Source organism: Thalassobellus sediminis (assembly GCF_044386045.1).
GTDB lineage: Bacteria > Bacteroidota > Bacteroidia > Flavobacteriales > Flavobacteriaceae > Thalassobellus > Thalassobellus sediminis.
This window is the reverse complement of the sequence record NZ_JBISCD010000040.1, coordinates 2,092,155-2,118,147: the sequence shown is the minus strand read 5'-3', so window position 1 is coordinate 2,118,147 and position 25,993 is coordinate 2,092,155. Positions and strand designations below refer to the sequence as shown.

Sequence of the window (25,993 nt, the reverse complement as noted above, 5' to 3'; positions counted from 1 at the left end):
AAACTACTGCCAACAAAGTATAAGAAATAATGCTTAAATTTATTCCTAAATCAAAAAGTTAGCGCGTATTTGGTCTCTCTGATTTTCCTGCGGAAAATCCTCGGACACAAAACCGCACTATTCTTATACACAACCGTTGTAGCCAATTTGAGAAAAATGACAATCCGAGAGATATTAAACACAACTGAACACCGACCTTGGAAATTGCCGAATGAAAAATGGAAATTTTATCAAGAGTGGAATAATGCAATATTTCTTCATTGGCAAGTGGAATTATCCGAATTGAAAAAGTTTGTCCCAAAGGAACTTGAAATTGACCTTTTTGATGGAAAACCTTGGATTTCGGTTGTTGCTTTTACTATGGAAAAGATAAGACCGAAAAACCTGCCTGCGTTCCAACCGATTTCGGATTTTGATGAAATTAATATCCGAACTTATATAAAATCGAATAACAAAACTGGAGTGTATTTTTTGAGCATTGAAGGCGGAAAAAGTTTGTCTTGTAAAGTTGCGAAAGGAATGTCTGAACTTCCGTATAGATTTTCAAAAATCAAACGGACTGAAAACCAATACGAATCTAATAACTCGGAATTTAATGACAAATTAAATATTCAGTTTGAGATTGGAAAAGCAATTAAGGAGAAAACGGAATTGGAAAAGTGGTTAACCGAAAGATACGCTCTTTTTCAAGACACAGAAACCTCTATTAACGAATTTGAAATTCACCATTTAGAATGGCCAATTAATAAAATTGACTTAAAGAATTTAGAAATTAATTATCCGAGATTTGACAAACTGATAAAAAACGAACCTGACAAAATTCAATACTCAAAAGGAGTAAAAGTTATTGCTTGGGGAAAGAATAAAAAAGAAAAAACTGGCTACAACACAGTATATAATTAATGGCTAGTTTTAGCTTACTTACGAAAATCCTCACGGATTTTCTATTCGGTGTTTATTTGCTAAATTAGGTGCTTAAACACGCCACTAATCATATACATAAACGTTGTAAGTAATGCCTAAAACCACGAATTTGAATGAACAAAACAATATTTGAAATTACCAAAATGGACTGTCCATCGGAGGAAAATTTAATCCGAATGAAATTGGACGGAATTTCAAGTATTGCCAATTTGGACTTTGACATTCCGAATCGAAAATTGACAGTTTTTCACAGCGGAGAAATTGACCAAATAGAAAATTCAGTTATCGAACTGAATTTAGGCGGAAAGAAAATCTCAACGGAACAAACTGACCAAACGGAATTTAAAGAAAGTGAAAATCAGAAAAAGCTACTTTGGTCTGTACTTGCAATAAATTTCGCATTTTTCATAATCGAAATGACAACAGGAATTATCTCAAAATCAATGGGACTTGTTGCAGACAGTTTAGATATGCTTGCAGACAGTTTTGTTTACGGAATTAGCTTGTTTGCGGTTGGCGGAACAGTAATAAAGAAAAAACGGATTGCCAAACTTGCTGGATATTTTCAAATAACGCTTGCGATTATTGGATTTGTAGAAGTTTTAAGAAGATTCTTCGGAGACGAGAAACTTCCTGATTTTTCGACAATGATTACCGTTTCGATTTTTGCACTTATCGCAAACGGAATTTGTCTTTACATTTTGCAAAAGTCAAAGAGTAAAGAAGAAGCACATATGAAAGCAAGTATGATTTTCACTTCCAATGACGTAATTATCAATTTGGGAGTAATAATTGCTGGAATTTTGGTAAATTGGTTGAGTTCGAGTAGACCTGATTTGATTATCGGAATAATCGTTTTTGCATTGGTAATTCAAGGAGCATTCCGAATACTAAAATTGAGCAAGTAAGCAAAAAAGCACTACTTACAACAAAGCATAAAATTAATGGCTAGTTTTAGCTTACTTGGAAAATTCCTTCGGAATTTTCCGCTGGCAAGTTTCTATTTATTAAATTAGTGCTTAAACGCGCCACTAATATTATACGTAACCGTTGTACAACATTTGACCAACTACAATTGAAAAAAAAAGCATTTACAATATTTTTAATTTTTTTGACAATTATTTCTTGTAAAGAAAATAATTGTCAGTATCCAATATCTGAAATTATTGTGATAAATAAAGCTTCAAATTTTTACGGCGGAAAAACTAAATTAATTCTCACCGACAAAGAAAAGATTCAAACTATTGATTCCCTTGTGAATAATCTGAACAATCAAAAATCTACAACTGCTAGTGTAAATTTAAATAATGGATATTTGGAAATTTTCTATTCAACAAAAGATTGTAAAAATCAACCTTATTTGGATATAATATTTACTGAATATTCTGGAACAATTATTCATCGGAATTATAAAACAAATAATGAAAACGAATTTTACATTAACAATGCGCTAACTAATAGAATTAAATCATTAATGAAAATGAAAGAAAAGAAAAGAAATTAAAACGTTGTACAACAAAGTATATAAAAAATTGCTAATTTTAGCTAAACCAAAGTTAGTTGCTCATTTGTTAGCTTCTGATTTTCCTTCGGAAAATCCTCGCACACAAACACGCAACATTTCATATACATAAAAGTTAGGTGCAATTAGAACAAACAACCTGAATGAAAGGAGAATTAATTCAATTTTTAAGAACAAAGGATTATAAATTCATTGAAGAAATTGGTCAAGGTGGAACTGGAAGAACAGTCCTGCTCGAAGACGAAATTATTAATGAACGCTTTGTTTGCAAAAAATATTCGCCTTTCTATGAAGAACATAAGAAATTGTTCTTTAATAATTTTAAAGATGAAATAAAACTACTTCATTTACTCTATCATCAAAATATTGTTAGGGTTTTTAATTACTACTTATATCCCGAAGAACATACAGGCTATATTTTAATGGAATTTGTAAAGGGAGATAACATCGCTTCTTATTTAAAAAACAATCCTGACAAATTAAATGACATTTTTTTACAAACGATTGATGCTTTTGTTCATTTAGAATCTACCAAAATTCTGCATCGAGATATTCGTCCAGATAACATTCTTGTATCAAACAAAGGAATCGTAAAAATAATTGACTTTGGATTTAGTAAAAAAATTGATTTTGAATCGGACTTTGACAAAAGTATTTCTCTGAACTGGCGCTATAATCCACCCAATGATTTTGAAGAAAAAATTTACGATTTCAGAACTGAATTATACTTTATAGGCAAATTATTCGAAGAAATTGTAAAAGAAAATAATTTTCAAAATTTTGCGTACAAGGAATTATTAAAAAGTATGGTAGATATCGATTACAATAATCGTATTTCTTCATTCTTTGATTTAAATAGAAAAATTATTTCGGAATCAACACCAGAAGTTCTTTTTACTGATGACGAAAAGAAAATTTATCAAAACTTTGCTGATGGGCTTCAAAGTATATTTTCAAAAATAGATTACGACTCTGAATATATATCTGACATACCGCAGATAGTAAAAGAACTGCAAGAAGTTCATAAAAATTCTATACTTGAGGAGAATTTACAGAATCAAAACTTATTGGCGCAATGCTTTGTGAAAGGGAATTATAGATATTACAAAAAAAGAGAAGTAAAGGTTGATATTTTGTATGATTTTTCTAAATTTTTGAATTCAGCATCAAAGGAACGACAAAAAATAATATTAAATAATTTATGGCAAAGACTTGATAACGTTGACAGGTACGACCCAAATGCTCACGATGATTTACCTTTTTAAAAACTGCACCTAACAAAGCATAAAATTAATGGCTAGTTTTAGCTTACTTGGAAAATTCCTTCGGAATTTTCCGCTGGCAAGTTTCTATTTACTAAATTAGTGCTTAAACGCGCCACTAATATTATACGTAACCGTTACAAAACATTTGATGAAAAACCTGTACATAATATTAATTTCAGTTATAACACTAAATGCTTGTGCTCAAAAGAAATCAATTAATTTAGTTGATTCTGCTTTGAATGAACTGAAAATTAATAAAACAGAATGCTGGAATGAATTTATAATAGAAAAAAGTATATCAAACTCTGAGTCAATAGTGTTTATTCCAAAAATTAGTAAAAATGAAGGCGGAATTAGATTGGACGCATATCTATTAATAGTTGACAATAAAACTGGAAAAATAGAATCAAAATTTGATAAAAAAGAATGTTGGTATAGTGATGCTGTTAGATTAGAAAATATAAAAATCACATATCAACCATATAAAATCACAGAAAAATCAGAGACTATTGGAATATTAATAAATTATTATGGAAGTAGCAGAGTTAATCCTTATTCCTCTAAAGAACTTTCATTATTTATAAGAAAAGAAAAGACTATTGAGCGAATTTTAGTTGATTATCCAATTTACACATTAAACGGAGAAAATAACGGAAATAGTACTGGAGAATATGTTGTGAAAAATAAATTTATCAAACCCAAAATAGACTCAAAAAATGAGTTTTATAATTTAGTAATTACGGACTCTATTGTGAAAACTGAATATCAAAACGGAACTGAAAAAATTGTTAAAAAATCAGAAAAAATTGAAGAGTTAAGATTTGAAAACGGAAAATATAAAAACGTTTTGTAACAAAGCATAAAATTAATGGCTAGTTCTAGCTTACTTGGAAAATTTCTATTTATTAAATTAGTGCTGAAACGCGCCACTAATATTATACGTAACCGTTAGCCACAAGTTAACCAACCAACGAAAATTAGTGATAAATTCAAATTTTTAGATTTTTAATAAACGAATTTTAATCCGAAAATATAATTGAAAAATGAAATTCCTGATTAACAAACCGCATCTGAGTTTTTTACTCGCAATACCGATTATAATGCTTTTTGGAATTTTAAGTGGAAACAATGTATTGGATATAAATGTTCACGACACTTACTACGTAATTGCTTATTTACATTTAGCAACGCTGGTTTCTATTCTTTTTGGAATAATCGGAATTGGATATTGGATAATGCTAAAAACCAACAGGAAGCTATCCAAATGGCTAAATTTGATTCACATTACGCTGACTTTTGGCGGAATTATTCTGATCTGGATATTAGCTCAACTTTTCCGAGAATCGATAATGGAATATAATTTTAATAATAATCTGACTTTAGCAATATATTCAATAGCTCTAATTATCTTTTTTGTACAAATAATTTTTCCGATTAATCTAATAAAAGGAATAATAAAAAAATAAATAGAACCTGTGGCTAACAAAGTATATAAAAAATTGCTAGTTTTACCTAAACCAATGTTAGTTGCTCGTTTGTTAGCTTCTGATTTTCCTTCGGAAAATCCTCGCACACAAACACGCAACTTTCCATATACACAACCGTTGGGTTTAATGCTAAAAAAACGAACTAACAACAAAAAAACGAGAAAATGATTTATTTAGGAATAATTGGAATTTGGCAAATAATGCTAATATTATTTGGAATTTTACCAACAATTATTGCTCTTGTCGACATATTAAAAAATGAATTTACAGGAAACAATAAAATTGTTTGGCTATTAGTTGTTTTATTTACAAACTTTTTTGGAGCTATTTTGTATTTCCTCATTGGGAGAAAACAGAAAACAAAAGAATAAACAGACTTTAAGCAAGTTTACGGAATATAATAACGCGGACTAAAATTATTGCGGACTTTTGAGTTTGTTTGCGGAACAAAATAAAATCGGACAAATAAAACGTCTGACTTTTGCCAGATTGCGGAAACAATATTTGACAAAAAAAACAAACTGATAAAAATATTTACCTGATATAGAAAGCACTAAAACCCAACATCGCATATAAAAAACGCTTATTTTAGTGCTAAATCAAATGGTTATTGCTCCTTTGCTTGCTTCTGATTTTCCTTCGGAAAATCCTCGCACACAAAGTCGCACTTTCCATATGCAGAACCGTTGTAAGTAATTTGCCAATGAAACTCAATAAAGTTTATAAACTGACTTTTTTTTTGATAATCACATTGATTTCGTGCTCAAATAATAGCTTAAAAAATGAAATTGAAGGACAATGGGCAATTAAAGAAATAACATATAGCGGAAAAAGCTACAAAGACCAAATGTATACTAACGCTCTGATTTTTAGAGAGAATAATGAAATTTCTATTCCTGAAACTTTTCACTTTAAAAAAGACAAAAATGCTACTTGGAAAGTTTTAGAAAATAAAAATAGTATTACGATTAATACTTCGACAACTGTATTTGATGACACTTTTGATGTGGAATTTATAAATCGAACGGAAAATGACCCACTCGGAATTATTTTAAAGTCTGACACTATTTATATAAAAGCATATAAACTATTAGATTTTCATCATTAACGAGGATTATTAAACTGACTGAAAATAAAAAACTACTTACAACAATGGCTATAGTTAATACGGGTTTTGGTGCTTAAACCAAAGTCTGTGCGTATTTATAAAGTCCGCCAAATCTTTTGATTTGGCTTTTAAAATGAAAAGATAAAAACAAAATAAAAAGCTTTGGCTAAGTGCAAATCCGAAAATTATTCTATTTTTAATCCCGTACTAACCATAGCCGAACCGTTAGCCACAAGCTGAAAAGCCAACCGCACAGTCAAGCACATTTCATTTTTTTCGTACCTCAAAAAATAAAAAGAGCTTGCCTTTTCCCAACGTCACCTTAATTGGAAATCACGAAATTATTGTTATATTTGTCAAATACTGACAAGTCTAAATATTCAAGTCAAATGAAACAATCTTTCGGAGAATACATCAGACATTTACGGACAAAAAACGAACTCACTCTAACCCAACTTGGAGCAAAACTTGATTTGGATTCTGCAAATTTGAGTAAAATTGAAAACGGAAAAAGAGATTTTGACGAAAAACGTTTAACTCTTCTTGCCCAAGTTTTTAGTTTAGATTTAGAAGAATTGAAAACAGAATTTTTTGGCGACCTATTTGCTAAAAAACTTTATGAAAGCAGTTCCTCAACAGATGCACTTATTGTTGCAGAAAAAAAAGTTAAATACCTACGTCAGATTAATGCTAAACAAGAAAGTCTTAAACTTTAAAATATGCCAAATAGTTTAAAAAAATATCTAAATAAAGTTATTCAAGGCGACTGTCTTGAAGAAATGAAGGGAATTCCAAGTAAAAGCATAGATATGATTTTATGTGATTTACCATACGGAACTACTCAAAACAAATGGGATTCAGTTATAGACTTGGATAAACTCTGGACTGAATATTATAGAATAATCAAAGACAATGGAGCAATTGTACTAACATCTCAGGGCGTTTTTACAGCAAAACTAATATTGAGTAACGAAAAGCATTTTAAGTATAAAATCGTTTGGATAAAATCAAAGGCAACAAATTTTTTAAATGCTAAAAAACAACCATTGAGAAAGCACGAGGATGTTTGCGTTTTTTATAAAAAACAACCAAACTATAATCCTCAAATGACAGAAGGAGAAGCTTATGATAAAGGATTCAGAAAAGACCAATTAACTGGTAGTTATGGAGACTTTAAATCTAATCACGTCAAAAGTAACGGTAAAAGATACCCGACTGATGTTATTGCTTACGAAGAACAATCCATTGATGATTATGTTTACATAAAAACAGCAGAATCAGAGGGAACAGTTTATCATCCGACTCAAAAACCTATTGAATTAGGTAGATATTTAATAAAAACATTTACAAAGCCAGGAGATGTAATACTAGATAATGCTTGTGGTAGCGGTAGTTTTCTTATTTCAGCTTTACTTGAGAATAGAAATTTTATTGGTATTGAAAAAAATGAAGATGTAATGTTACATAAGGTTGATGTAACGGATTACATTGAAGTCTGTGTAAATAGAATAGAAGAAACAATCAAAGAAATTGAATTTGATAAAATTAATCCAAGACTTTTTAAAGAACCAATTGCAAAATACCATACACTAAATTATGAAACTAAATGAACGCTCTTGGGCAGGACATATAATAAGTTGGATTAAAGAATCAATTAACAATGGAACTACAATATTTCAAGAAGCCACAAATGATGAAGGATTAAAAGTAACAGATGGAAAGACACGCTTCCCAGATGTTTTAGTTTTTATTGACAAAACTGCTGGTATTGTGTTCAATGGTTGGGAGTTGAAATTCCCTGATACTCTATCTGATAATGAAGAAATGCTGATTAATGCTCTTGAAAAGGCTAAATTTTTAAAATCAGATTCTTTTGTTACTTGGAATGCAAATCAAGCAATAATTTGGGGAATAAATGATTCTACCTATGACTTAGAGCATTTGTATGAAATAAAACGATATGAAGCATCTAAAAATATTACAAAACGTTCAGACGTAGATAATAGAATTTCATATCTAAAACACGAAGCAGAACTAAAGGAAACTCTTAATACAATTTTAGCTGACCTTGCCAGTTTGTATAATGAAGGAACAATTAAAGAAGCAATTAATATTTCTTCAGATATTGTTTTGGGTATTAAAAATTCAGCCGACTATCTAATTCCTATATTTCAAGAAACTATCGAAAACCAAGTGAACTCTGATTTAGATTTTCAATCAGAATATGGTAGATGGAAAATTTTAGAAAGAGCAACACTAAACATATTAAAATCTTCTTCAAGACGAAGAGAAAATGTTGTTGAATCGCAAGTTTTAGCAAAGTTTCTCTTTTATAAAGTTATAGGAAAAATACTTTTTTATCAAACCCTTAGTAAAAACTTACCACAACATATTCAACCTTTAGTTATTGAAAATGGTTTGTCTTTGAAAGAACAATTGAACACATATTTTGATACAGTCCGAGATATAGATTTTCAAGCAGTTTTTGATACGGATTTTACAGATAGTTTACCATTTAGTGATGCAACCGAAAAAATTTTAAAAAACTTAATAGAACTACTAAATTCATATGATTTCAGAATCTTACCTTCAGAAGTAATTGGCACGATATTAGAAAATTTAGTTCCAAAATCTGAAAAGCAAAAGTTTGGTCAATATTTCACACCAACAACATTAACGTATTTGGTTTCCCTTTCAGCCTTAAGGACTAGAAACCAAATTGTTTATGACCCAACTTCTGGTACTGGTTCTTTTTTAGACACATTTTACAAAATAAAATTAAGGCTTGGACAAACCGACCATCAAACTTTGTTGTCTCAAATTTGGGGCAATGACATTTCACATTTCCCAGCAATTCTTTCTGTTATTAATCTATATAAGCAGGATGTAACTATCTCAAATAATTTCCCAAGAATCACTAGGCGTAATTATTTGGACCTAACGCCACAAAGTATTTTGTCGTTTCCTGACCCTCAAAATGAAACAACATTGATAGATGAAGAAATTCCATCATTTGACGCTATCATAAGTAATTTCCCGTTCATTCAACAAGAAGACATACAGAATGATTTATTAAGTACACAATTTGAAACTGAATTTGGAACGACCCAACCTTCACTTATAAGAAACAACAGATTTGAACTTAACGAAAGGTCAGATTACTTTGTTTACTGTTTCTATCATTCTTTGAAGTTTCTAAAAGACGGTGGGTTAATTTCTGCTATAAGTTCAAATGCTTGGCTAGGTAAAGAGTATGGTATTCAATTTAAACGCTTTTTATTAGACAACTTTACAGTTAAATATGTTGTAAAAAGTAATGCCGAACATTGGTTTAAGGATTCAAAAGTAAGTACAATTTTCACAACCATTCAAAAAGGAAATTCAGATAACCCAACTAAGTTTATTACGATAAATTCAAAGTTAGAATTATTAACTTCTGATATGAACGAAGTAGAAATAATTGATTATTTCCGTGAATTATATTCCGAGATTGATAATTGTGAATTGGAGGGAAATACAAGTTGGATATTAGATTCACAATTTGAGAACGTGTATCACAAAACGGATGGGACAATAAAAGTTTCAATAGTATCCAAACAACATTTAAGAGACCAAATTGAGACGCAAGAAAATTGGAACATAAATTTCACAGCAGAAAACCCATTACAACAGTTTCAAGATTCATTAATTAATCCTTATCCTGATTTAATTGATAGTGGTAGAGGAACAAAGACTTGTTTTGATGATTTTCATATTTTAAAACAAGAAACAATAGATAGATATTCTATTGAAAATGATGTTTTATTTCCAATTCTAAAATCAAATCGTGACGTAACATCAATAAAACATAGTTTGACGGATGCTTACAAATTATTTGTTTGTGATAAATCGGAAGAAGATATAAATGCTAATTTTCCTGGCATTCAAAGATGGTTAACAGTTGGAACCCAGATGACCAATCAACAAGGAATTCCACTTCCTGAAAAGTTTATAAGAATTGACAAACGGGAACTGTGGTATTCTTTATCACCAGAGGATTCTGCAAATATTTTTATTTCTATAAACCCAAATAAAAGATTATTCTTTGGTTATTCAGAAAACTACATAAGCTTAAACCAAAGATTTACAGCCATTCGAGTTCCCGAGAATGAAGCGAGTTTGTATGCATCATTATTTAATTCAATATTAAGTCTTTTGACTGTTGAATTAAATGGAGTTTCTCGAAGTTTAGGAGCTTTAGACTTGAATGCAAATTTCTTTAAAACTAAAATGAAAATCTTAAATCCGAGTCTCATTAACGCTGAATCAAGAGAAAGAATAGTTGAGGCGTTTGTTTCTGTTTCAGAAAGAGACCAACTAGATTATGACCAAGAATTTTTACAAGCTGATAGAAGGAATTATGATGAAGTTGTGTTTAGAGAATTTGGTTTTGACATAGGTTTCATTCCAAAATTATATGAATTACTTTGTCAAACTATGACAGATAGAATTGAGATGAAAAATAGATAATGAAATATAGAGAGACACCAGATATAACCCTAAAAATGATTATAGAGGCTGGAATTATCAAAATCGGTACCAAGGTCTATTCATCACCGAAAAATGAAATAGTTGGCACTCTGGATAAAGAAGGAGCAATAACATTCGAAATCGACAATGTAATGAAGACTTTTCCTTTTCCTAGCGGAGCTGGAAGAGCAATAACGAAAACCAGTATTAATGGTTGGAAATTTTGGCGAATTTTAGACAATGGGATTTATAATGAATTGAGTTATTATAAGGAGAAATATAAACAGATTGATAGCCAACGCTAAAAGCCATACACATTTGCAATTCGCTTCATCCAACACACAAGCCAAAAATTGCAAAAGAGTATGTCTTTGCCAACGCTAGCAAGTTTGCGGAATAAAGCCAGTGGCTAACAACGTGTATAAAACATAGCTAATATAGGCTTTCCGATAGGTTTTTGCTTATTTACAAAGTACGCCAAATTTTTAATTTGGTTATATTTAGAGAAGAAAATTAAACATAAAAATTAAAAATTCGGCTCGTGCTAAACCCGAAAAGTTAGTGTCTATTTATACGCTACGTTTCATACACAAGACCGTTAGCCACAAGCTGAAAAAACATTGAGATACTACATTGGGGCATATTATTTAATTAAACTTCGTGATTCCAATTTTGGAACTTACGAAGGAAAAAAATTGCATACTTGTAGCACTTGTATCAACGATTCTTTTTTTGACGCTTGGTCGATTTCGTGGGCTGAAAACGGAAAAAATGTTAGTGCAGAAACTAAAACGAATTTTAATCTCAATGAAAAGCTGATTAAAGAAATACAGAATTGGACGGACAAAAAAATGGAGGAAAATAAAATCGGATGGATTTGCACATTTGCCAATTTAGAAACCTTAACCGAATATAAAAGTTCGTTTTTTCCAAAAGCAGAAAGTGAAATATTGAGTATTAACTTTCCCGAATCAGAAAGAACCGAATTACTAGATTTATTCAATCCTGAAAAGACAAGTTTGGGCGAAATCGGACTTTCAATAAATTTAAAAAAAGGAATAACAGAAAACAAAGACGAACTGACTTTAGGCTACGACTTAATCGGAATTGAAGATAGTAGTGAATTTCATAGTTTTCATTGTCACGATTTAGCAAGTGACTTAATCGAAAAGTTCGGAATTGAAATAAACGAATATGGACTGATTAACGAAAATGAGAAATGGACTGAAATGGTGGAATATATGAATGATGAGAAAAACGGATTTGAGTCTTCGCCTTGGTTCTATGTGAAAGTTAATAAAATAACGGAAAAAGCCAGTGGCTAACAAAGTATATAAAAAATTGCTAATTTTACCTAAACCAAAGTTTGTTGCTCATTTGTTAGCTTCTGATTTTCCTTCGGAAAATCCTCGCACACAAACACGCAACATTTCATATACATAAACGTTGTGCCTAATTTGATAAAAAACCTGAAAAGAGCAATTTACATACTGATTTTTGGAGTTTTATTTGGTTGTTATGACAAACCGAAAAAACTACAAATCGACCGAATGAAAATGGACATAGAAATCTATTTGGAGTTTGAACCTGGTGGATATGTTATTTCTTGGAATGACACTTTATGCTCTGAATTTAACTCTGATTGGAATTATTTACAAAAAAGACCTTACGAACTTTACTGTCATATTTTTAATAAGGAAAAAGACACTCTCGGATATTATAGAGGATTAAGTAGTCCTAGACAATTTACTTATTTTCAAACTAAAGAAAATACAGACTCAATAATTGACTTGGAATTTTCAGTCGGAATTAATCACTTTTCGGAATTTCTCGCTGAACAATCTGAAGATTATATAAATAGTTTTAATGAAAAATTTGCGGAAAGAATGGAATTTAAACCAATTCGTATTGATTTAAAAACTGACTTGAAAAAGAAACTGGAAATCGAATTAGTAAATAAAAAAAACTAGGCACAACAAAGCATAAAATTAATGGCTAGTTTTAGCTTACTTGGAAAATTCCTGCGGAATTTTCCGCTGGCAAGTTTCTATTTACTAATTTAGTGCTTAAACGCGCCACTAATATTATACGTAACCGTTGTGTGTAAGTGAAACAAAACTCGAACTGAAATTAAAAATAGAAATATGAAAACAAAAATGAATTTTAAGAGACTATTTTCAATGATGTTAATTGCATTACTTTTTTTGACAGCTTCATCTGAATTAGTAGCTCAAGAAAAAACGGCTGAATTAAAAAATTTTAAAGTAATCGTTGAGAAAACTGAAAACGGAATAAAAATGAAAAGCGAAAAAGGTAGTGCTTGGAAAGACTTGTCATTTAGCCTAAATAATTATCGACCACAAGCGGTTGATGAATATGGAATGACTGAATTGAAAAACGTTTCGGAAAATAAGGACGAAAAACTTGCGGACTTTTTATTTACGATAACCAAGACGGAAAACGGAATTGAACTCAAAGGCATTGAAGGTACAGCGTGGACTGAATTAAAATTCTCTCTTGCCGATAACAAACAACAAGCAATTGACCAATTCGGAATGACAAGTTTGAATTAAAAACACCTACACACAACAAAGTATAAGAAATAATGCTTAAATTTATTTCTTAATCAAAAGGCTAGTGCGCATTTGGTCTCTCTGATTTTCCTGCGGAAAATCCTCGGACACAAAACCGCACTATTCTTATACACAACCGTTGGCAACAAGCTTGATCACAATTCATGAGAATATTTTTATTTATTTTTATTTCATTTCTTCTATGTTTCCAATCAGTTGCCCAAAATTACGAATGGACTAAAACTACTGGTAGTCAACAATACGAAGAATTGGTTTCTTTAGCAAGTGATGTTTTAGGAAATACTTATTCAACTGGCTATTTTGTAGGTACTGTAGATTTTGATCCTGGACCAAACGTATTCAATTTATCTGCAGAAGGTGGTATGTTTGATTATAACATTTTTGTCCAAAAATTAGACCCTCTTGGGAATTTTATTTGGGCAAAATCCATCTCTGGAGTTGAATATGATGACGGAAAATCGATAACTATAGACTCATCTGGAAATTTAATTATTACGGGGAGGACTGATATTCCTAGCACGGATTTTGTTGGTGATGAAATTATAATTTTTAAGTTAGACCCTCAAGGGAACACACTTTTTTCAAAGGTATTTGGAGGTAATCGTCAAGATTTTGGTTCATCTGTTGTTGTAGATGCTACAGATAACATTTACCTTATTGGGTTATATAGCGGCACTGTCGATTTCGATCCAGGAGCTGGTACTTTTAATTTAACTTCCAATGGGGCCGATATTTTTATTCAAAAACTAAATAGCAATGGTGAGTTTGTTTGGGCAAAAAGCATTGGAGGTAGCGGATTAGATTTAGGAAGACACCTCAATATAGATACCCAAGAGAATTTATACATAACAGGCTTTTTCGAAAATACTTGTGATTTTGACCCAGGAGTTGGCATAAGTAATATGACCTCAAACGGATCACGGGATGCATTTATAGTAAAGCTTAACAATTATGGAGAACTTTTATGGCATAAAGGTTTTGGAGCTTCAGATATTGACGATGCGACTTCATCTGTAATAGATAGTAACGGAAATGTTATAATAACAGGACATTTTTCTGAATCAGTAGATTTTGATCCAAATGGAGGAGTATACAATCTAACTTCTAACGGTGAAGATGATGTTTTTGTATTGAAATTAGATAGTAATGGTGAGTTTGTGTGGGCAAATAGCTTTGGGACTATTTATTATGATGTTGGTCAGTCTATAGATATAGACACTTCGGATGAGATTTATGTAACAGGTGGTCTTTTCGACCCTATAGGATATGACCCTAACGCTATAATTCCTATTGCCAACTACGATGTTTTTATTCATAAATATTCTTCAGATGGTAATTTATTATGGGAAATAATACGCGGGGGACCTGATTCTGATATGGGAACAACAATACACATTGATGATTTTTTCAACATTTATGTAGGTGGTCATTTTCATGAAACAGTAGATTTTGATCCCGATGATACCAATATTGATAATTTTACTTCAAATGGATATGCGGACCATTTCATTACAAAATACAGTCAAGAAACCGAAGAACCTATTGCTTATCCCGTCGATACATTAATTGGTTGTGACGATAATATGGATGGTTATTCTGAATATTTTGATACGTTTGGTGTTGAAGATATGGTATTAGGAAATCAAATAGGGTTGATAGTTACTTACTATGATGAAAACAATAATTTATTACCAAGCCCTCTGTCTAATCCGTTCACAAACACTTCTGCTAATAGTCAAAACATAACAATACGCGTAACAGATCCCGTATCCCTTCTTTACGACGAAACCGTTTTAGAATTACAAATTATTTCGACTCCTAGTGTAAATCAACCTAGTAATTTATTTGCATGTGATGATGGTAATGGCTTTGCAAATTTTGACACCTCTAATGTTCAAAATGAAATTATTGGATCACAAACAGGATTGCAAATTTTATATTTTGACCAAAATGGCAATCAGTTAACAAGTCCTCTTTCAAATTCTATACAAAATACAATTCCATATCAAGAGACAATAATTGCACAAATCTCTAATAACAATAGCCCCACTTGTTACACCCAAGTTAATATTGACTTGATCGTTCAACCAGTCCCTTCAGTTTTTCCTGTTAATAATTTTTATGAGTGTGATGATAATACCGATGGTATAGCTAGCTTTAATTTAAGTTCTGTAGAGTCCATTGCACTGGGCGGTCAAGCTGGAATGACAATAGAGTACTATGATAGTGACGGAATTCTATTGCCTAATCCATTACCCAATCCTTATGTGAATAGCATTCCAAATCAGGAAACTATTACGGCCAGAATAACCAATCCAAATACAAATTGTTATAATGAAAGTACTTTTGATTTAATAGTAAATCCTTTACCAGAAGCAAATCAATTACAAATAATTTATGGCTGTGACGATAATAATGATGGAATTTCAGAACATTTTGATACCTCAAATGTTGAAAGTCAAGTTTTGAATGGGCAAACTGGAATATCTGTAAACTATTTTGATCAGTTAGGTAACGAATTACCAAATCCTTTGCCAAACCCATACACGAACTTCTATGCATTCAATGAATTAATAAACGTAAGGGTTACTGCTAATAATACAACTTGTTATGCTGAAACGACTTTGCAATTACAAACTGTTACACAACCCAACATAAATCAACCTAATAATTTGTATGCATGTGACCAAGGGAATGGTTATGCCGAATTTAATACATCGATTATAGAACAAGAACTTATTGGAAATCAAACTGGATTAACCATACAGTACTTCGATTCCAATAATAACCCCCTTCCAAGTCCTCTGCCCACAATCTTCCAAAACACAGAACCTTTTTCTCAAACCATAAATATTAGAATTGAAGATGCCTCAAATCCAATATGTTATTCTGAGACATCCTTTAACTTAATCGTAAATGAATTACCTGAAATTAACTTAGAAGATGAATACTTCATTTGTAATTTAGACCCATCAATTTCATTAAATATAAGTGCTGGTCACAATTCATATAATTGGTTCTTTGAAGATGGAACTCTAATTTCAAGTACAAATAGCGCAGAAATAACTGAAGAGGGCAGTTATACTTTAACCGTTACTCAAATTGAAAATGGTATTACTTGTGAAAATTCCTTTGATTTTAACCTCGTTCGTTCTGTCTTACCAGAAATACAACAAGTAAACTATGGAGAATTAGGAAATAATTATATTGAAATTATTGCATCTGGTGATGGAGATTTTGAATACTCAATTGATGAAATTAATTACCAAAACAGTAATTATTTTTCAAATATTCAAGGAGGAATATATATAGTAATAGTAAGAGACAAATATGGTTGTGGAGAAAATTCAGATGAAGTAATTATAATTGATTATCCTAAATTCTTTACGCCAAATAACGATGGATATAATGATTTTTGGCAAATTAAAGGAATATCACATTTCCCTAATTCAAGGACATTAATTTTTGATAGATATGGAAAATTATTAGCTAGAATATCAGCAAATGAGTTAGGATGGAATGGACTTTATAATGGTAAACAAATGATGTCAAATGATTATTGGTTTAGAACAGATCTTGGTAATGGTCAAACTTTTTCTGGACATTTCTCATTGAAAAGATAAAAAGCCAGTTGCCAACATTGTATAAAAATAATAGCGGTCTAATAACTAAAACAAGAATAAGTGAATATAAAAAAGGTCTGTGTTTAACTGAAAAATTAGTATGTAAAAGTCCGCTACTATTCTTATACTAGACCGTTACAGCACATTTGAGAAAAACATTTCGCTAAACCAAAAGACCAATTCACTCATTTTGAATTTTATAATGGAAATTCTGACTTTAACTTTGGTGGAAATAAATAAAAGATGAAACAAATATTAATTTTCGCTCTACTTCTAACAGTCGGAAAAACAATTTACTCGCAGGAAATAAAAACCGACTCACTTCTGACTGAAAAGCAAAACGCTGAATGGATTGCGGAATTTGAAAAACTAACTTCTGAATCGGAACAAATTGTGGAAATAAAAAAGAAAATTTACGCTGACTCAATTTATATAAGACAAAATGGATATAACCGAATTGTTTGCCGAATAATTATTCAAGATGGAGAAACATTTAAAGAATCTCTCGAAAAAGCGAATTGCGAATGTAAAATTGTTTTTGTTCTCGGATTAAAAAAAAGTGCTTATTTACTTGAGCCAATTGAATATCCGAAAACGAATAGAATACTTGAATTGGTAACTGAAAAAAATATTGACAAAATAACAGTCCTGAAAGGAGATATAGCTTCAGCCTTATATGGAACAAATGGCAGATGTGGAGTTGTCGTATTGTATTCTGACAGTCGGAAATTTAAACGGAAAATAAAAAACGTGCTGTAACAACCGTATAAAAAAAAACTCATTTTCATAAAACGCAGCAACAAAAAAGGCTCAAGTTTAACAATAAAACTTGAGCCTTTTTTAATTTATTACAACTATAATCTATCTAGAATAGTTAGGAGACTCTTTTGTAATAGTTACATCATGTGGGTGACTTTCGTTAATACCACTTGCAGTAATTTTAACAAACTGTCCTGTTTCTTTTAATGTGGCAACATCTTTTGCTCCACAATATCCCATACCTGCTCGTAAACCGCCTATAAATTGATGTATACTTTCAAATAATTCACCTTTATAGGGTACACGACCAACAATACCTTCTGGTACTAATTTTTTAATATCGTCTTCTACATCTTGAAAATAACGATCTTTACTACCTTCTTTCATGGCTTCAACAGACCCCATACCTCTGTAAGACTTAAATTTACGTCCTTCGTAAATAATAGTTTCTCCTGGAGATTCTTTGGTTCCTGCTAAAAGTGATCCTAACATTACTGTATCAGCTCCAGCAGCAATGGCTTTAGGAATATCTCCTGTGTAACGAATACCACCATCGGCAATTACCGGAACACCAGTTCCTTTTATAGCTGCAGCAACTTCTAATACCGCAGAAAATTGTGGAAAACCTACACCAGCAACAACACGTGTTGTACAAATAGATCCTGGGCCAATACCAACTTTAACGGCATCGGCTCCTGCTTCTACTAAATATTTAGCAGCAGCACCTGTAGCAATGTTTCCAACAATTACATCCAACTGCGGGAATTTTACTTTTATTTCTTTTAAAACAGACACCACACCTTTTGTATGTCCGTGCGCTGTATCAATAACAACGGCATCAACACCTGCATTTACTAGAGCTTCTGCTCTATCAACAGCATCACCTGTTACTCCAATAGCAGCAGCTACTCTCAAACGTCCAAATTCATCTTTATTTGCTATTGGCTTTAATGTTAGCTTAGTAATATCTCTAAAAGTTATTAAACCAGAGAGTTTATAATTATCATCTACAATAAGTAGCTTTTCAATTTTATAATTTTGTAAAATAGATTCGGCATCACCTAAAGACGTTCCTACTGGAGCTGTTACTAAGTTTTCACTCGTCATAACTTCAGTTATAGGTCTTTTATTATCATGCTCGAAACGTAAATCACGGTTTGTAACAATACCTTTTAAAATACCATCGGCATCTACAATAGGAATTCCTCCAATACCATGTTCTGCCATATTTTGTTTGGCATCTAATACTGTAGCTGTTAATGGTAATGTAACAGGATCTATAATCATTCCACTCTCTGCACGTTTTACTCTTCTAACTTTTAAAGCTTGAGCTTCAATAGTCATGTTTTTATGTAAAACACCAATACCACCTTCTTGAGCCATGGCAATTGCCATTTTGCTTTCGGTAACTGTATCCATAGCCGCAGAGACAATAGGTACGTTAATGGTAATGTTTCGAGTGAATTTTGATTGAATATTAACTTCTCGTGGAAGAACTTCTGAAAAAGCTGGAACTAAAAGTACGTCGTCATAAGTTAAACCTTCTCCTAGAATTTTGTCTTGATGTGCAGTCATGTTGCAATTAGATTATAATTGCGTGCAAATATACAATTTTATTGACTTGTTTATATATAATTAATTGTTAAGTTTTTTATAGAATCTATACTGTCTTTTTCTGAAGAAGTTGACTTAAAATAACAACTATAGATACAGTAAAAGTAAGCGTCATTAATATACCCGAAATCATAACAATATATTTCATCCAAAGTAAACCAGTCCATAATAAATAAAGACCTCCGAAAGTAAGAATTACGGAAGCAAAAGGCTCCACTATTAAAATTAGTTTTAACTTATTATTAAGCTTTGTGGTAGATACAATAAGCCCTAATAAAAAGAAAATAATAGACATGGATAAGATATGATTATGAACCAACGTGAGCATTTCTTTATCACTTTTTTTAAAGCGCATTACCTGAGCATTTTCATCGTCTTCGTTTCCTAAATATTGCTCTTCAATACCATTTGGATTTGCTGTTGAAGTTTCGCTAACAAATAATAACCCTGTATAAAAACCGACACTTAATACAATAACAAACGCAGCAATTAATAATTTAATTTCTTTTGGTAACGTATGTATAAGTCCGTTTAATTGCATTTACAGGATATTTTTAGTGTGCAATATTTTTAATGATTTAAGAAAATCATTCATAGCATTTGTCATAGAACGAACTGAGATTGTTGCTCCTGAAATGGCAACTATATTATCGCTATAACTTAAACTATCATTATGAGTTTTACCTATAAATTGTTTCAGCCAACGTTTACTTCCTATTTCGCCACCATATTCTTCTCTATAAAAAAGCACTTTAGTTTTTATTATAATTAAATCTTTATCTAGTAAAACTAAATAGTCAAATTCGGCTGTTTTACTTGGTGCTTGAGACAAATAAGCATAACCTAAAAGTTGATTTTCAGACTCTATTTTAAACAAGTTGCTATTGTTGAATTTTGAAGGTAAGCTATCCGCAATTTTATTAGACAAAACAACCTCATTAAAACTAAACGATTCTATAGTAAATATCTCTTTTATTTCTTTATCAACCTTTTTTTGTACATTTTTTGGTAAACCAAAAGATAACAAAACAAAAGTAATAATCGGGAATAAAATATGTTTAAAACTCATATTGCAAAAGTATTATTTTTTCTTGTTCTGACAACTAAGTTGTTTGGTTTCCTTTCTTTAGGGATTAAGTCTTCAATTCTAATTTATTAAACAGAAATCGGGAATATTCATTTGAAGCTTTATTGATCCTCTATTGGTTTTTTATTGGGAATCGACTGCAGCAGAAATATATTCATGAGTTCAAAAATTTTAAATTTTAATCAACGAATAAAGCCCGATCCGATAGGGAAACGCACTAATTATCTTAGAACCAAACTCCTATTCCAAAATTAAGTCTGTTTTGAACATCTGATCCAGAAACTGCATTATCTCTAAACTGATAATCTGCTTTAAAAACTACACCTGGCGCTATATGATAACTTAACCCTGTAGTTAAATCATTTCTATTATAAGCATCGTTTCTTAACAAACTTCCAGCGGTATTGGCATGTGTATCATATTGCTCATATCTTGCAAAGGCAAATAAACGCTGACTTTTTTCTTGAGGTAACAAATTATATGCTGCTTCTATATACCAACCTTGTAATTCGCTTCCCAAATCTTTTCCTGTTAAAGTATTATAAGCTTCTGTACCAGATAATGATCCGTGCACATATTGCCCTCGTGCTGTAAAACGTTGATATGCATATCGAGCATCTAAACCAATCATAGATATTCCAATATTAGCGCCATCAATAGTTTCAACATCATCTTCAGCTTGTGTGTCTCCAAAATAACCTGAAAGCCCTAAACGTAATCCTGGAACTCCATAATAATCGAATTTTAAGGAAAGTGTTGGACTATCTACTGTAGATTTAATGGCCTTTTGGCGACCACCACGTAATCCATTTGATCCTTTTAAATAACCATTTACACCACCTGCTCCATCAAAAGAAGTAGACTTAAAGCCATTAAATACATAAGCTTGATATCCTAATGAAATTTCATTAAATCTACCCGATACACCAACACCAATTTCTCTCCAAGTAGTAGGTATTATTACATTATCTATAGTAGGCCTTTCAACACCATTAAAAGTGGTTGGCTCATGAAATTCATTAACAATTCCAAAAGGCACTAACATTAAACCACCACGTAAACTAACATTTGGTGCTATTACATAATTAACAAAAGCTTGTTCTATAAAAACCTCTTCAACATGTTCAAATTCTACCTCAGTTACAAATTGTGTTTTATCGTTGAACTTATAACCAAAAAGTAATACCAATCGTTGAACATCTAATTCCCCATTATTGCTTTCTGGCTGATTATAAGTTAATTCTCCATATGCTCCTACTGTTACAGCTTTTCCATAATTTCCTGATAAAATACGTTGTGCGGCATTTAATTGTTTTTGAGGATCGAAAGTTATCGAATCCTGAACAGTTTGTGCTGTAATAAAAGATGATGCAAGAATTGAAATAAATAAGGCTAGTTTTTTCATTAGTTGATTTAATTAATCGTCTTTATTTAGACTAATTATAAATAATTTATGTTTTAAAGATGCAAATATAAAACACATAATTACTTGGGCAAATTTTATTTAGATTAAATTTAAATAATTCTGTATAATAAATACAAAACAACTGTCTGAAGTAGTTTAAACAGAAAAACTAATGATAATTTAAGAATATTTTAGAGGCTTCATTGTAAGCACTCTCAAAACTAAGCGCATTAAGGTTGTTCTCTTTTTTAGAAGTAAAATAGGATAATAATTTCTCTGTTGGCATATTACCAGTTAACTCATCTTTTGCCATGGGACACCCACCAAACCCTTGAATAGCTCCATCAAATCGTAAACAACCTGCCTTATAAGCTGCATCAACTTTTTCAAACCAAGAAGATGGTGTAGTGTGCAAATGTGCACCAAATTCTATGTGGGAGTATAAAGGAATTAAGTTTGAAAATAAATAATTGATACTTTCTGGATTTGAATTTCCAACGGTATCGCTTAACGATAGAATCTTAACACCCATTTTTGATAATTTTTCTGTCCACTCTCCTACTATATCAACATTCCAAGGATCTCCATACGGGTTTCCAAAACCCATAGATATATAAACAACAACTTCTTTATTTGAATTATTAGCTATTTCTAAAATTTCAGAAAGCGTTATTACAGATTGCGCTATGGTTTTATGCGTATTACGCATCTGGAAGTTTTCAGATATTGAAAACGGATAACCCAAATACTCTATCTCAGAGTGTAATGAAGCAGATTCTGCTCCTCTTGTATTTGCAACTATAGCTAAGAGTTTACTTTTGGTTTTACTTAAATCTAATTTAGATAATACTTCGGCAGTATCAACCATTTGAGGAATGGCTTTAGGAGATACAAAACTTCCAAAATCAATTGTATCAAACCCTACTCGTAATAATGACTGAATATATTGAACTTTTTGCTCTGTTGGAATGAACTGTTTAATTCCTTGCATAGCATCACGTGGGCACTCAATAATTTTAACTTGATTAGTCATGTATACTTCCTAAATATGGCAATAAAAATACTATTATTTTGTAAGACGCAATTATGTTTAACGACATAAATGTAAATCAACATATTTTACTTCATGAAAACTTTTACTTGCAATCTGTTTTTTTTCCTTTTATTTTCCTCTTATGCTTTTAGTCAAAGTATAGCTAACTATGATATTGTTTTTGAAAGTTTATGGGAATCTGAAATAAACAACCCTACTACAGGTATTAGTATTATTGATTTACCTAGTTCTGCCCATTGGTCGCAATTAGTTGGAGCAACACATAAAACAGAAAACACTTTTTTTATGTTAAATGGTACTGCTTCCGCAGGTATTAAATCAATCGCTGAAACCGGAAGCACAAGCACTTTTCAAACAGAAGTAAATACTAATAATGATGCCGACCAGTACGTATCTGGTTCGGAGTTAGGTTCTGCAAAAGGCACAATAAGTATAAATAATCTAACTGTTAGTGAAGATTTTTCTTTAATAACTTTAGCTTCAATGATCGCACCAAGTCCAGATTGGTTTATAGGTGTTAATGGTATAAATTTAAGATCTGGAAACATTAACATTAATAATGGCTGGAAAGAAACTTTCACCATCGATTTATATCCTTACGATGCTGGTACTGAAGATGGGAACACATACTCTTTAAGCAACCCTGAAACGAATCCTCAAGGTGTTATTACTAGTTTATCAAATATACTTCCTTTTAATGCAAATAGAATTGGCACACTAACTTTTACTTATAATTCATCTACACTTAATATCCAGTCATCTAAATCAGTTGAAAGCTTCAAAATTTTTCCTAATCCTACTAAAAACAAACTCACTATTTCTAATACTAAAAATGTCAATTTAAAAGCTATTGAGATTTATAATATATTAGGACGTTTAGTAAATAATACTATTATAAATAATAGAATAAATAAATTAGAAATTGATTTATCTTCACTAAGTAAAGGTGTTTATTTACTTCGTTTATACGCTAAAAATGGCAACTCTAAAACTGAAAAAATTATTATTAACTAACACAAATGCAATATTAGCGTTAAAATCCTACGCTTTAACGTTTTTATTTTTTACAAAATTCATTAACGGGTACATTTAAAAAATGTTTTTCCCCAAATGAATGTTTTTAAATATATAACTACCAAATTCCTACTAACGCTTTTAATTGTATTTTGCAATTTTTCGTATTCTCAAATCGAAACTAAAACATGTGGGACTATTACTTCAGAAAAATCACTTGAATACCTAAAAAGGATTAAAACTCAAATTAAAGAATACGAACAAACTTTTTTTCAAAAAAAAATGAGTAGTACTAATAATAAAAGCAGTAATGCTAAAATTATTAATTCTATTCCAATTAAAGCACATGTTTTAAGATATACTAATGGCTCAAGTGGAATTAGTAATTCTGAAATTAATAAGGCTATTGATAATTTAAATGCTACTTATGCTGAAGCTTTCATATCGTTTTTTTTGTGTGACAATATTAACTACATTAATAATGATGAAATAGTTCATATAAAAAAAGGTGATGAAATAAACTTAATAGAAAAATATAATTCCCCGGGAGTTATAAATATTTATTTTACTCATTCTATTAAAAATTCTTCCAATGAAAGTATTTGTGGATACTCAGATAACGAAGGCAGAAAAGATGTTATTATAATAAATAATAATTGCGCTAAAAACAATTCATCTTTAATTCATGAAATGGGACATTTTTTCTCATTAATACACACTCATGGTCCAAATGATACCACTACTGAATTAGTAGATGGAAGTAATTGTGATACCGATGGTGATGGTATTTGTGACACACCTGCAGATCCAGGATTATCAACAGCTAACATTAATAATTTTTGCGAATACACAGGTAATACAACTGATGCTAATGGAGAGAAATATACGCCTGACACAGAAAATATCATGTCGTATTCTAGAAAAGCTTGTAGAAATCATTTCACCCCTCAGCAATTGGCACGTATGTACGCTTTTTACCAGACTACAAAAAGTTATTTAGCTTGCGAGTCATTTAATGCAAACTTTACTGTTGATAGTTCTCAAACTTGTGATGATACACTCACTGTTAACTTAAAAAGTAATTGTGACAATATAACTAAATGGGAATGGGATATTGATAGTGATGGCGTTGTAGACTATAACACAAAAGAAATCACCCATACTTATACTCAAGGCATTTATGATGTAACTCTTACTGTTTCAAACAAGTCTAAAACTATTACAAAAACATTTTCAAAACTTATTAAAGTTGGAGAATCAACAACAAATTTTAGTGAAGATTTTGAAAATTCTAATTTGCTTAGCGATTTAAATTGGACCATCAAAGATGCATCTGAAAACGGATATAATTGGTTATTAAACAAAGGAGAAACTGCTTCAAATGAAACAGGTCCTCTTTTACAAAAATTATCTAATAATAAATCCAACACCTATATATATGCAGAAGCTTCTGGAGCAAAACCGGGTGATGTAGCAGAATTTACTTCTCCTTGTATAAACGTTGTTAATGAAAACTCTGCATTAGACTTTTCATACCATATGTTTGGAGAACATATGGGAGCATTACACATAGATTTAATTACAGAAGCAGGTTATGTTAATGATATTATCGCCCCTCTTTATGGCAACCAACAAACTAATCAAAGTGATGATTTTTTATCTAAAACAATAAACTTATCGGCATATACAAATCAAACTGTAAAAGTTAGATTTAGAGCGGTTCGTGGTGATAGTTGGGATGCTGATATTGCTATTGATAATATTTTTATTAAAACTATAGACGTACCAATATCGAGTAATCTAAAGGCTAAAGCATTTCCTAACCCGGTTAAAAATGGTGTAATAAATATTACAACCAATTCACCAAGTGAAATCACTCAGTATCGTATTTCCGATGTATATGGTCAAACGTTTTTAACAGGAACAGTAACAAAACAACCTATTGACGTGAGTAGTTTATCTTCAGGAACCTATTTGCTTACTGTTAGTAATTCTCATTCTAAAACAGTAAAGAAGATTATAAAATAA

General features: G+C 31.0%; 24 protein-coding genes. 19 read left to right on the top strand and 5 right to left on the bottom strand.

Features of this window, described 5'->3' with window-relative positions:
- The first annotated feature begins 156 nt into the window (after positions 1 to 156).
- From ACH5TW_RS15940 to ACH5TW_RS15860, 17 genes are all read left to right on the top strand, one after another.
- Positions 157 to 903 (top strand): YqjF family protein, encoded by a 747-nt coding sequence (locus ACH5TW_RS15940; RefSeq protein ID WP_439337497.1) that lies wholly within the window; start codon positions 157 to 159, stop codon positions 901 to 903.
- Positions 904 to 1,037: 134 nt separating this feature from the next.
- Entirely contained in the window at positions 1,038 to 1,832 is a 795-nt protein-coding gene (locus ACH5TW_RS15935; RefSeq protein ID WP_439337496.1) for a cation efflux transmembrane domain-containing protein, read from the top strand.
- 167 nt (positions 1,833 to 1,999) lie between these two features.
- On the top strand, positions 2,000 to 2,428 hold the full coding sequence (locus ACH5TW_RS15930) for a hypothetical protein (RefSeq protein WP_439337495.1): 429 nt from the start codon (positions 2,000 to 2,002) through the stop codon (positions 2,426 to 2,428).
- 161 nt (positions 2,429 to 2,589) lie between these two features.
- The gene (locus ACH5TW_RS15925; RefSeq protein ID WP_439337494.1) at positions 2,590 to 3,711 is read left to right on the top strand and encodes a protein kinase family protein; all 1,122 of its coding nucleotides are present in this window, start codon (positions 2,590 to 2,592) and stop codon (positions 3,709 to 3,711) included.
- A 148-nt stretch (positions 3,712 to 3,859) separates the two neighbouring features.
- Positions 3,860 to 4,564, top strand: coding sequence for a PA3715 family protein (locus tag ACH5TW_RS15920; RefSeq protein ID WP_439337493.1), 705 nt, complete (start codon positions 3,860 to 3,862; stop codon positions 4,562 to 4,564).
- 190 nt (positions 4,565 to 4,754) lie between these two features.
- Complete coding sequence (locus ACH5TW_RS15915; RefSeq protein ID WP_439337492.1) at positions 4,755 to 5,177, top strand: cbb3-type cytochrome c oxidase subunit I; 423 nt, start codon at positions 4,755 to 4,757, stop codon at positions 5,175 to 5,177.
- A 185-nt stretch (positions 5,178 to 5,362) separates the two neighbouring features.
- Entirely contained in the window at positions 5,363 to 5,569 is a 207-nt protein-coding gene (locus ACH5TW_RS15910; protein ID WP_439337491.1) for a PLD nuclease N-terminal domain-containing protein, read from the top strand.
- A 368-nt stretch (positions 5,570 to 5,937) separates the two neighbouring features.
- A complete protein-coding gene (locus ACH5TW_RS15905) occupies positions 5,938 to 6,306 on the top strand; it encodes a hypothetical protein (protein ID WP_439337490.1) in 369 nt (122 codons plus the stop codon).
- A gap of 389 nt (positions 6,307 to 6,695) precedes the next feature.
- A complete protein-coding gene (locus tag ACH5TW_RS15900) occupies positions 6,696 to 7,022 on the top strand; it encodes a helix-turn-helix domain-containing protein (protein ID WP_439337489.1) in 327 nt (108 codons plus the stop codon).
- 3 nt (positions 7,023 to 7,025) lie between these two features.
- A complete protein-coding gene (locus tag ACH5TW_RS15895; RefSeq protein ID WP_439337488.1) occupies positions 7,026 to 7,916 on the top strand; it encodes a DNA-methyltransferase in 891 nt (296 codons plus the stop codon).
- Positions 7,903 to 10,815, top strand: coding sequence for an N-6 DNA methylase (locus ACH5TW_RS15890; protein WP_439337487.1), 2,913 nt, complete (start codon positions 7,903 to 7,905; stop codon positions 10,813 to 10,815). Before ACH5TW_RS15895 ends, ACH5TW_RS15890 begins: the two co-directional genes overlap by 14 nt.
- Complete coding sequence (locus tag ACH5TW_RS15885; protein WP_439337486.1) at positions 10,815 to 11,120, top strand: restriction system modified-DNA reader domain-containing protein; 306 nt, start codon at positions 10,815 to 10,817, stop codon at positions 11,118 to 11,120. Before ACH5TW_RS15890 ends, ACH5TW_RS15885 begins: the two co-directional genes overlap by 1 nt.
- A 315-nt stretch (positions 11,121 to 11,435) precedes the next feature.
- Positions 11,436 to 12,140 (top strand): hypothetical protein, encoded by a 705-nt coding sequence (locus ACH5TW_RS15880; RefSeq protein WP_439337485.1) that lies wholly within the window; start codon positions 11,436 to 11,438, stop codon positions 12,138 to 12,140.
- A gap of 231 nt (positions 12,141 to 12,371) precedes the next feature.
- A complete protein-coding gene (locus tag ACH5TW_RS15875; protein ID WP_439337484.1) occupies positions 12,372 to 12,785 on the top strand; it encodes a hypothetical protein in 414 nt (137 codons plus the stop codon).
- Positions 12,786 to 12,959: 174 nt separating this feature from the next.
- The gene (locus ACH5TW_RS15870) at positions 12,960 to 13,388 is read left to right on the top strand and encodes a hypothetical protein (RefSeq protein ID WP_439337483.1); all 429 of its coding nucleotides are present in this window, start codon (positions 12,960 to 12,962) and stop codon (positions 13,386 to 13,388) included.
- A 164-nt stretch (positions 13,389 to 13,552) separates the two neighbouring features.
- On the top strand, positions 13,553 to 17,032 hold the full coding sequence (locus tag ACH5TW_RS15865) for an FIDD domain-containing protein (RefSeq protein WP_439337482.1): 3,480 nt from the start codon (positions 13,553 to 13,555) through the stop codon (positions 17,030 to 17,032).
- Positions 17,033 to 17,275: 243 nt separating this feature from the next.
- A complete protein-coding gene (locus ACH5TW_RS15860) occupies positions 17,276 to 17,791 on the top strand; it encodes a hypothetical protein (protein ID WP_439337481.1) in 516 nt (171 codons plus the stop codon).
- A gap of 102 nt (positions 17,792 to 17,893) precedes the next feature.
- On the opposite strand, the gene guaB is transcribed toward ACH5TW_RS15860, so the two are convergent.
- The 5 genes from guaB to ACH5TW_RS15835 form a co-directional block, all read right to left on the bottom strand.
- A complete protein-coding gene (gene guaB / locus ACH5TW_RS15855; protein WP_439337480.1) occupies positions 17,894 to 19,366 on the bottom strand; it encodes an IMP dehydrogenase in 1,473 nt (490 codons plus the stop codon).
- Between the two features lie 85 nt (positions 19,367 to 19,451).
- Positions 19,452 to 19,946, bottom strand: a complete 495-nt coding sequence (locus ACH5TW_RS15850) for an Aq_1264-related membrane protein (RefSeq protein WP_439337479.1) — start codon at positions 19,944 to 19,946, stop codon at positions 19,452 to 19,454.
- Positions 19,947 to 20,474, bottom strand: coding sequence for an FMN-binding protein (locus tag ACH5TW_RS15845; protein WP_439337478.1), 528 nt, complete (start codon positions 20,472 to 20,474; stop codon positions 19,947 to 19,949).
- Positions 20,475 to 20,718: 244 nt separating this feature from the next.
- Positions 20,719 to 21,897 (bottom strand): porin, encoded by a 1,179-nt coding sequence (locus ACH5TW_RS15840; protein ID WP_439337477.1) that lies wholly within the window; start codon positions 21,895 to 21,897, stop codon positions 20,719 to 20,721.
- Between the two features lie 169 nt (positions 21,898 to 22,066).
- Entirely contained in the window at positions 22,067 to 22,930 is an 864-nt protein-coding gene (locus ACH5TW_RS15835) for a hydroxymethylglutaryl-CoA lyase (RefSeq protein ID WP_439337476.1), read from the bottom strand.
- Positions 22,931 to 23,023: 93 nt separating this feature from the next.
- Here ACH5TW_RS15835 and ACH5TW_RS15830 point away from each other — a divergent pair, with 93 nt between their 5' ends.
- Positions 23,024 to 23,965: a T9SS type A sorting domain-containing protein gene (locus ACH5TW_RS15830; protein ID WP_439337475.1), complete on the top strand. Its 942-nt coding sequence runs from the start codon at positions 23,024 to 23,026 to the stop codon at positions 23,963 to 23,965.
- Positions 23,966 to 24,247: 282 nt separating this feature from the next.
- Complete coding sequence (locus tag ACH5TW_RS15825) at positions 24,248 to 25,993, top strand: T9SS type A sorting domain-containing protein (RefSeq protein ID WP_439337474.1); 1,746 nt, start codon at positions 24,248 to 24,250, stop codon at positions 25,991 to 25,993.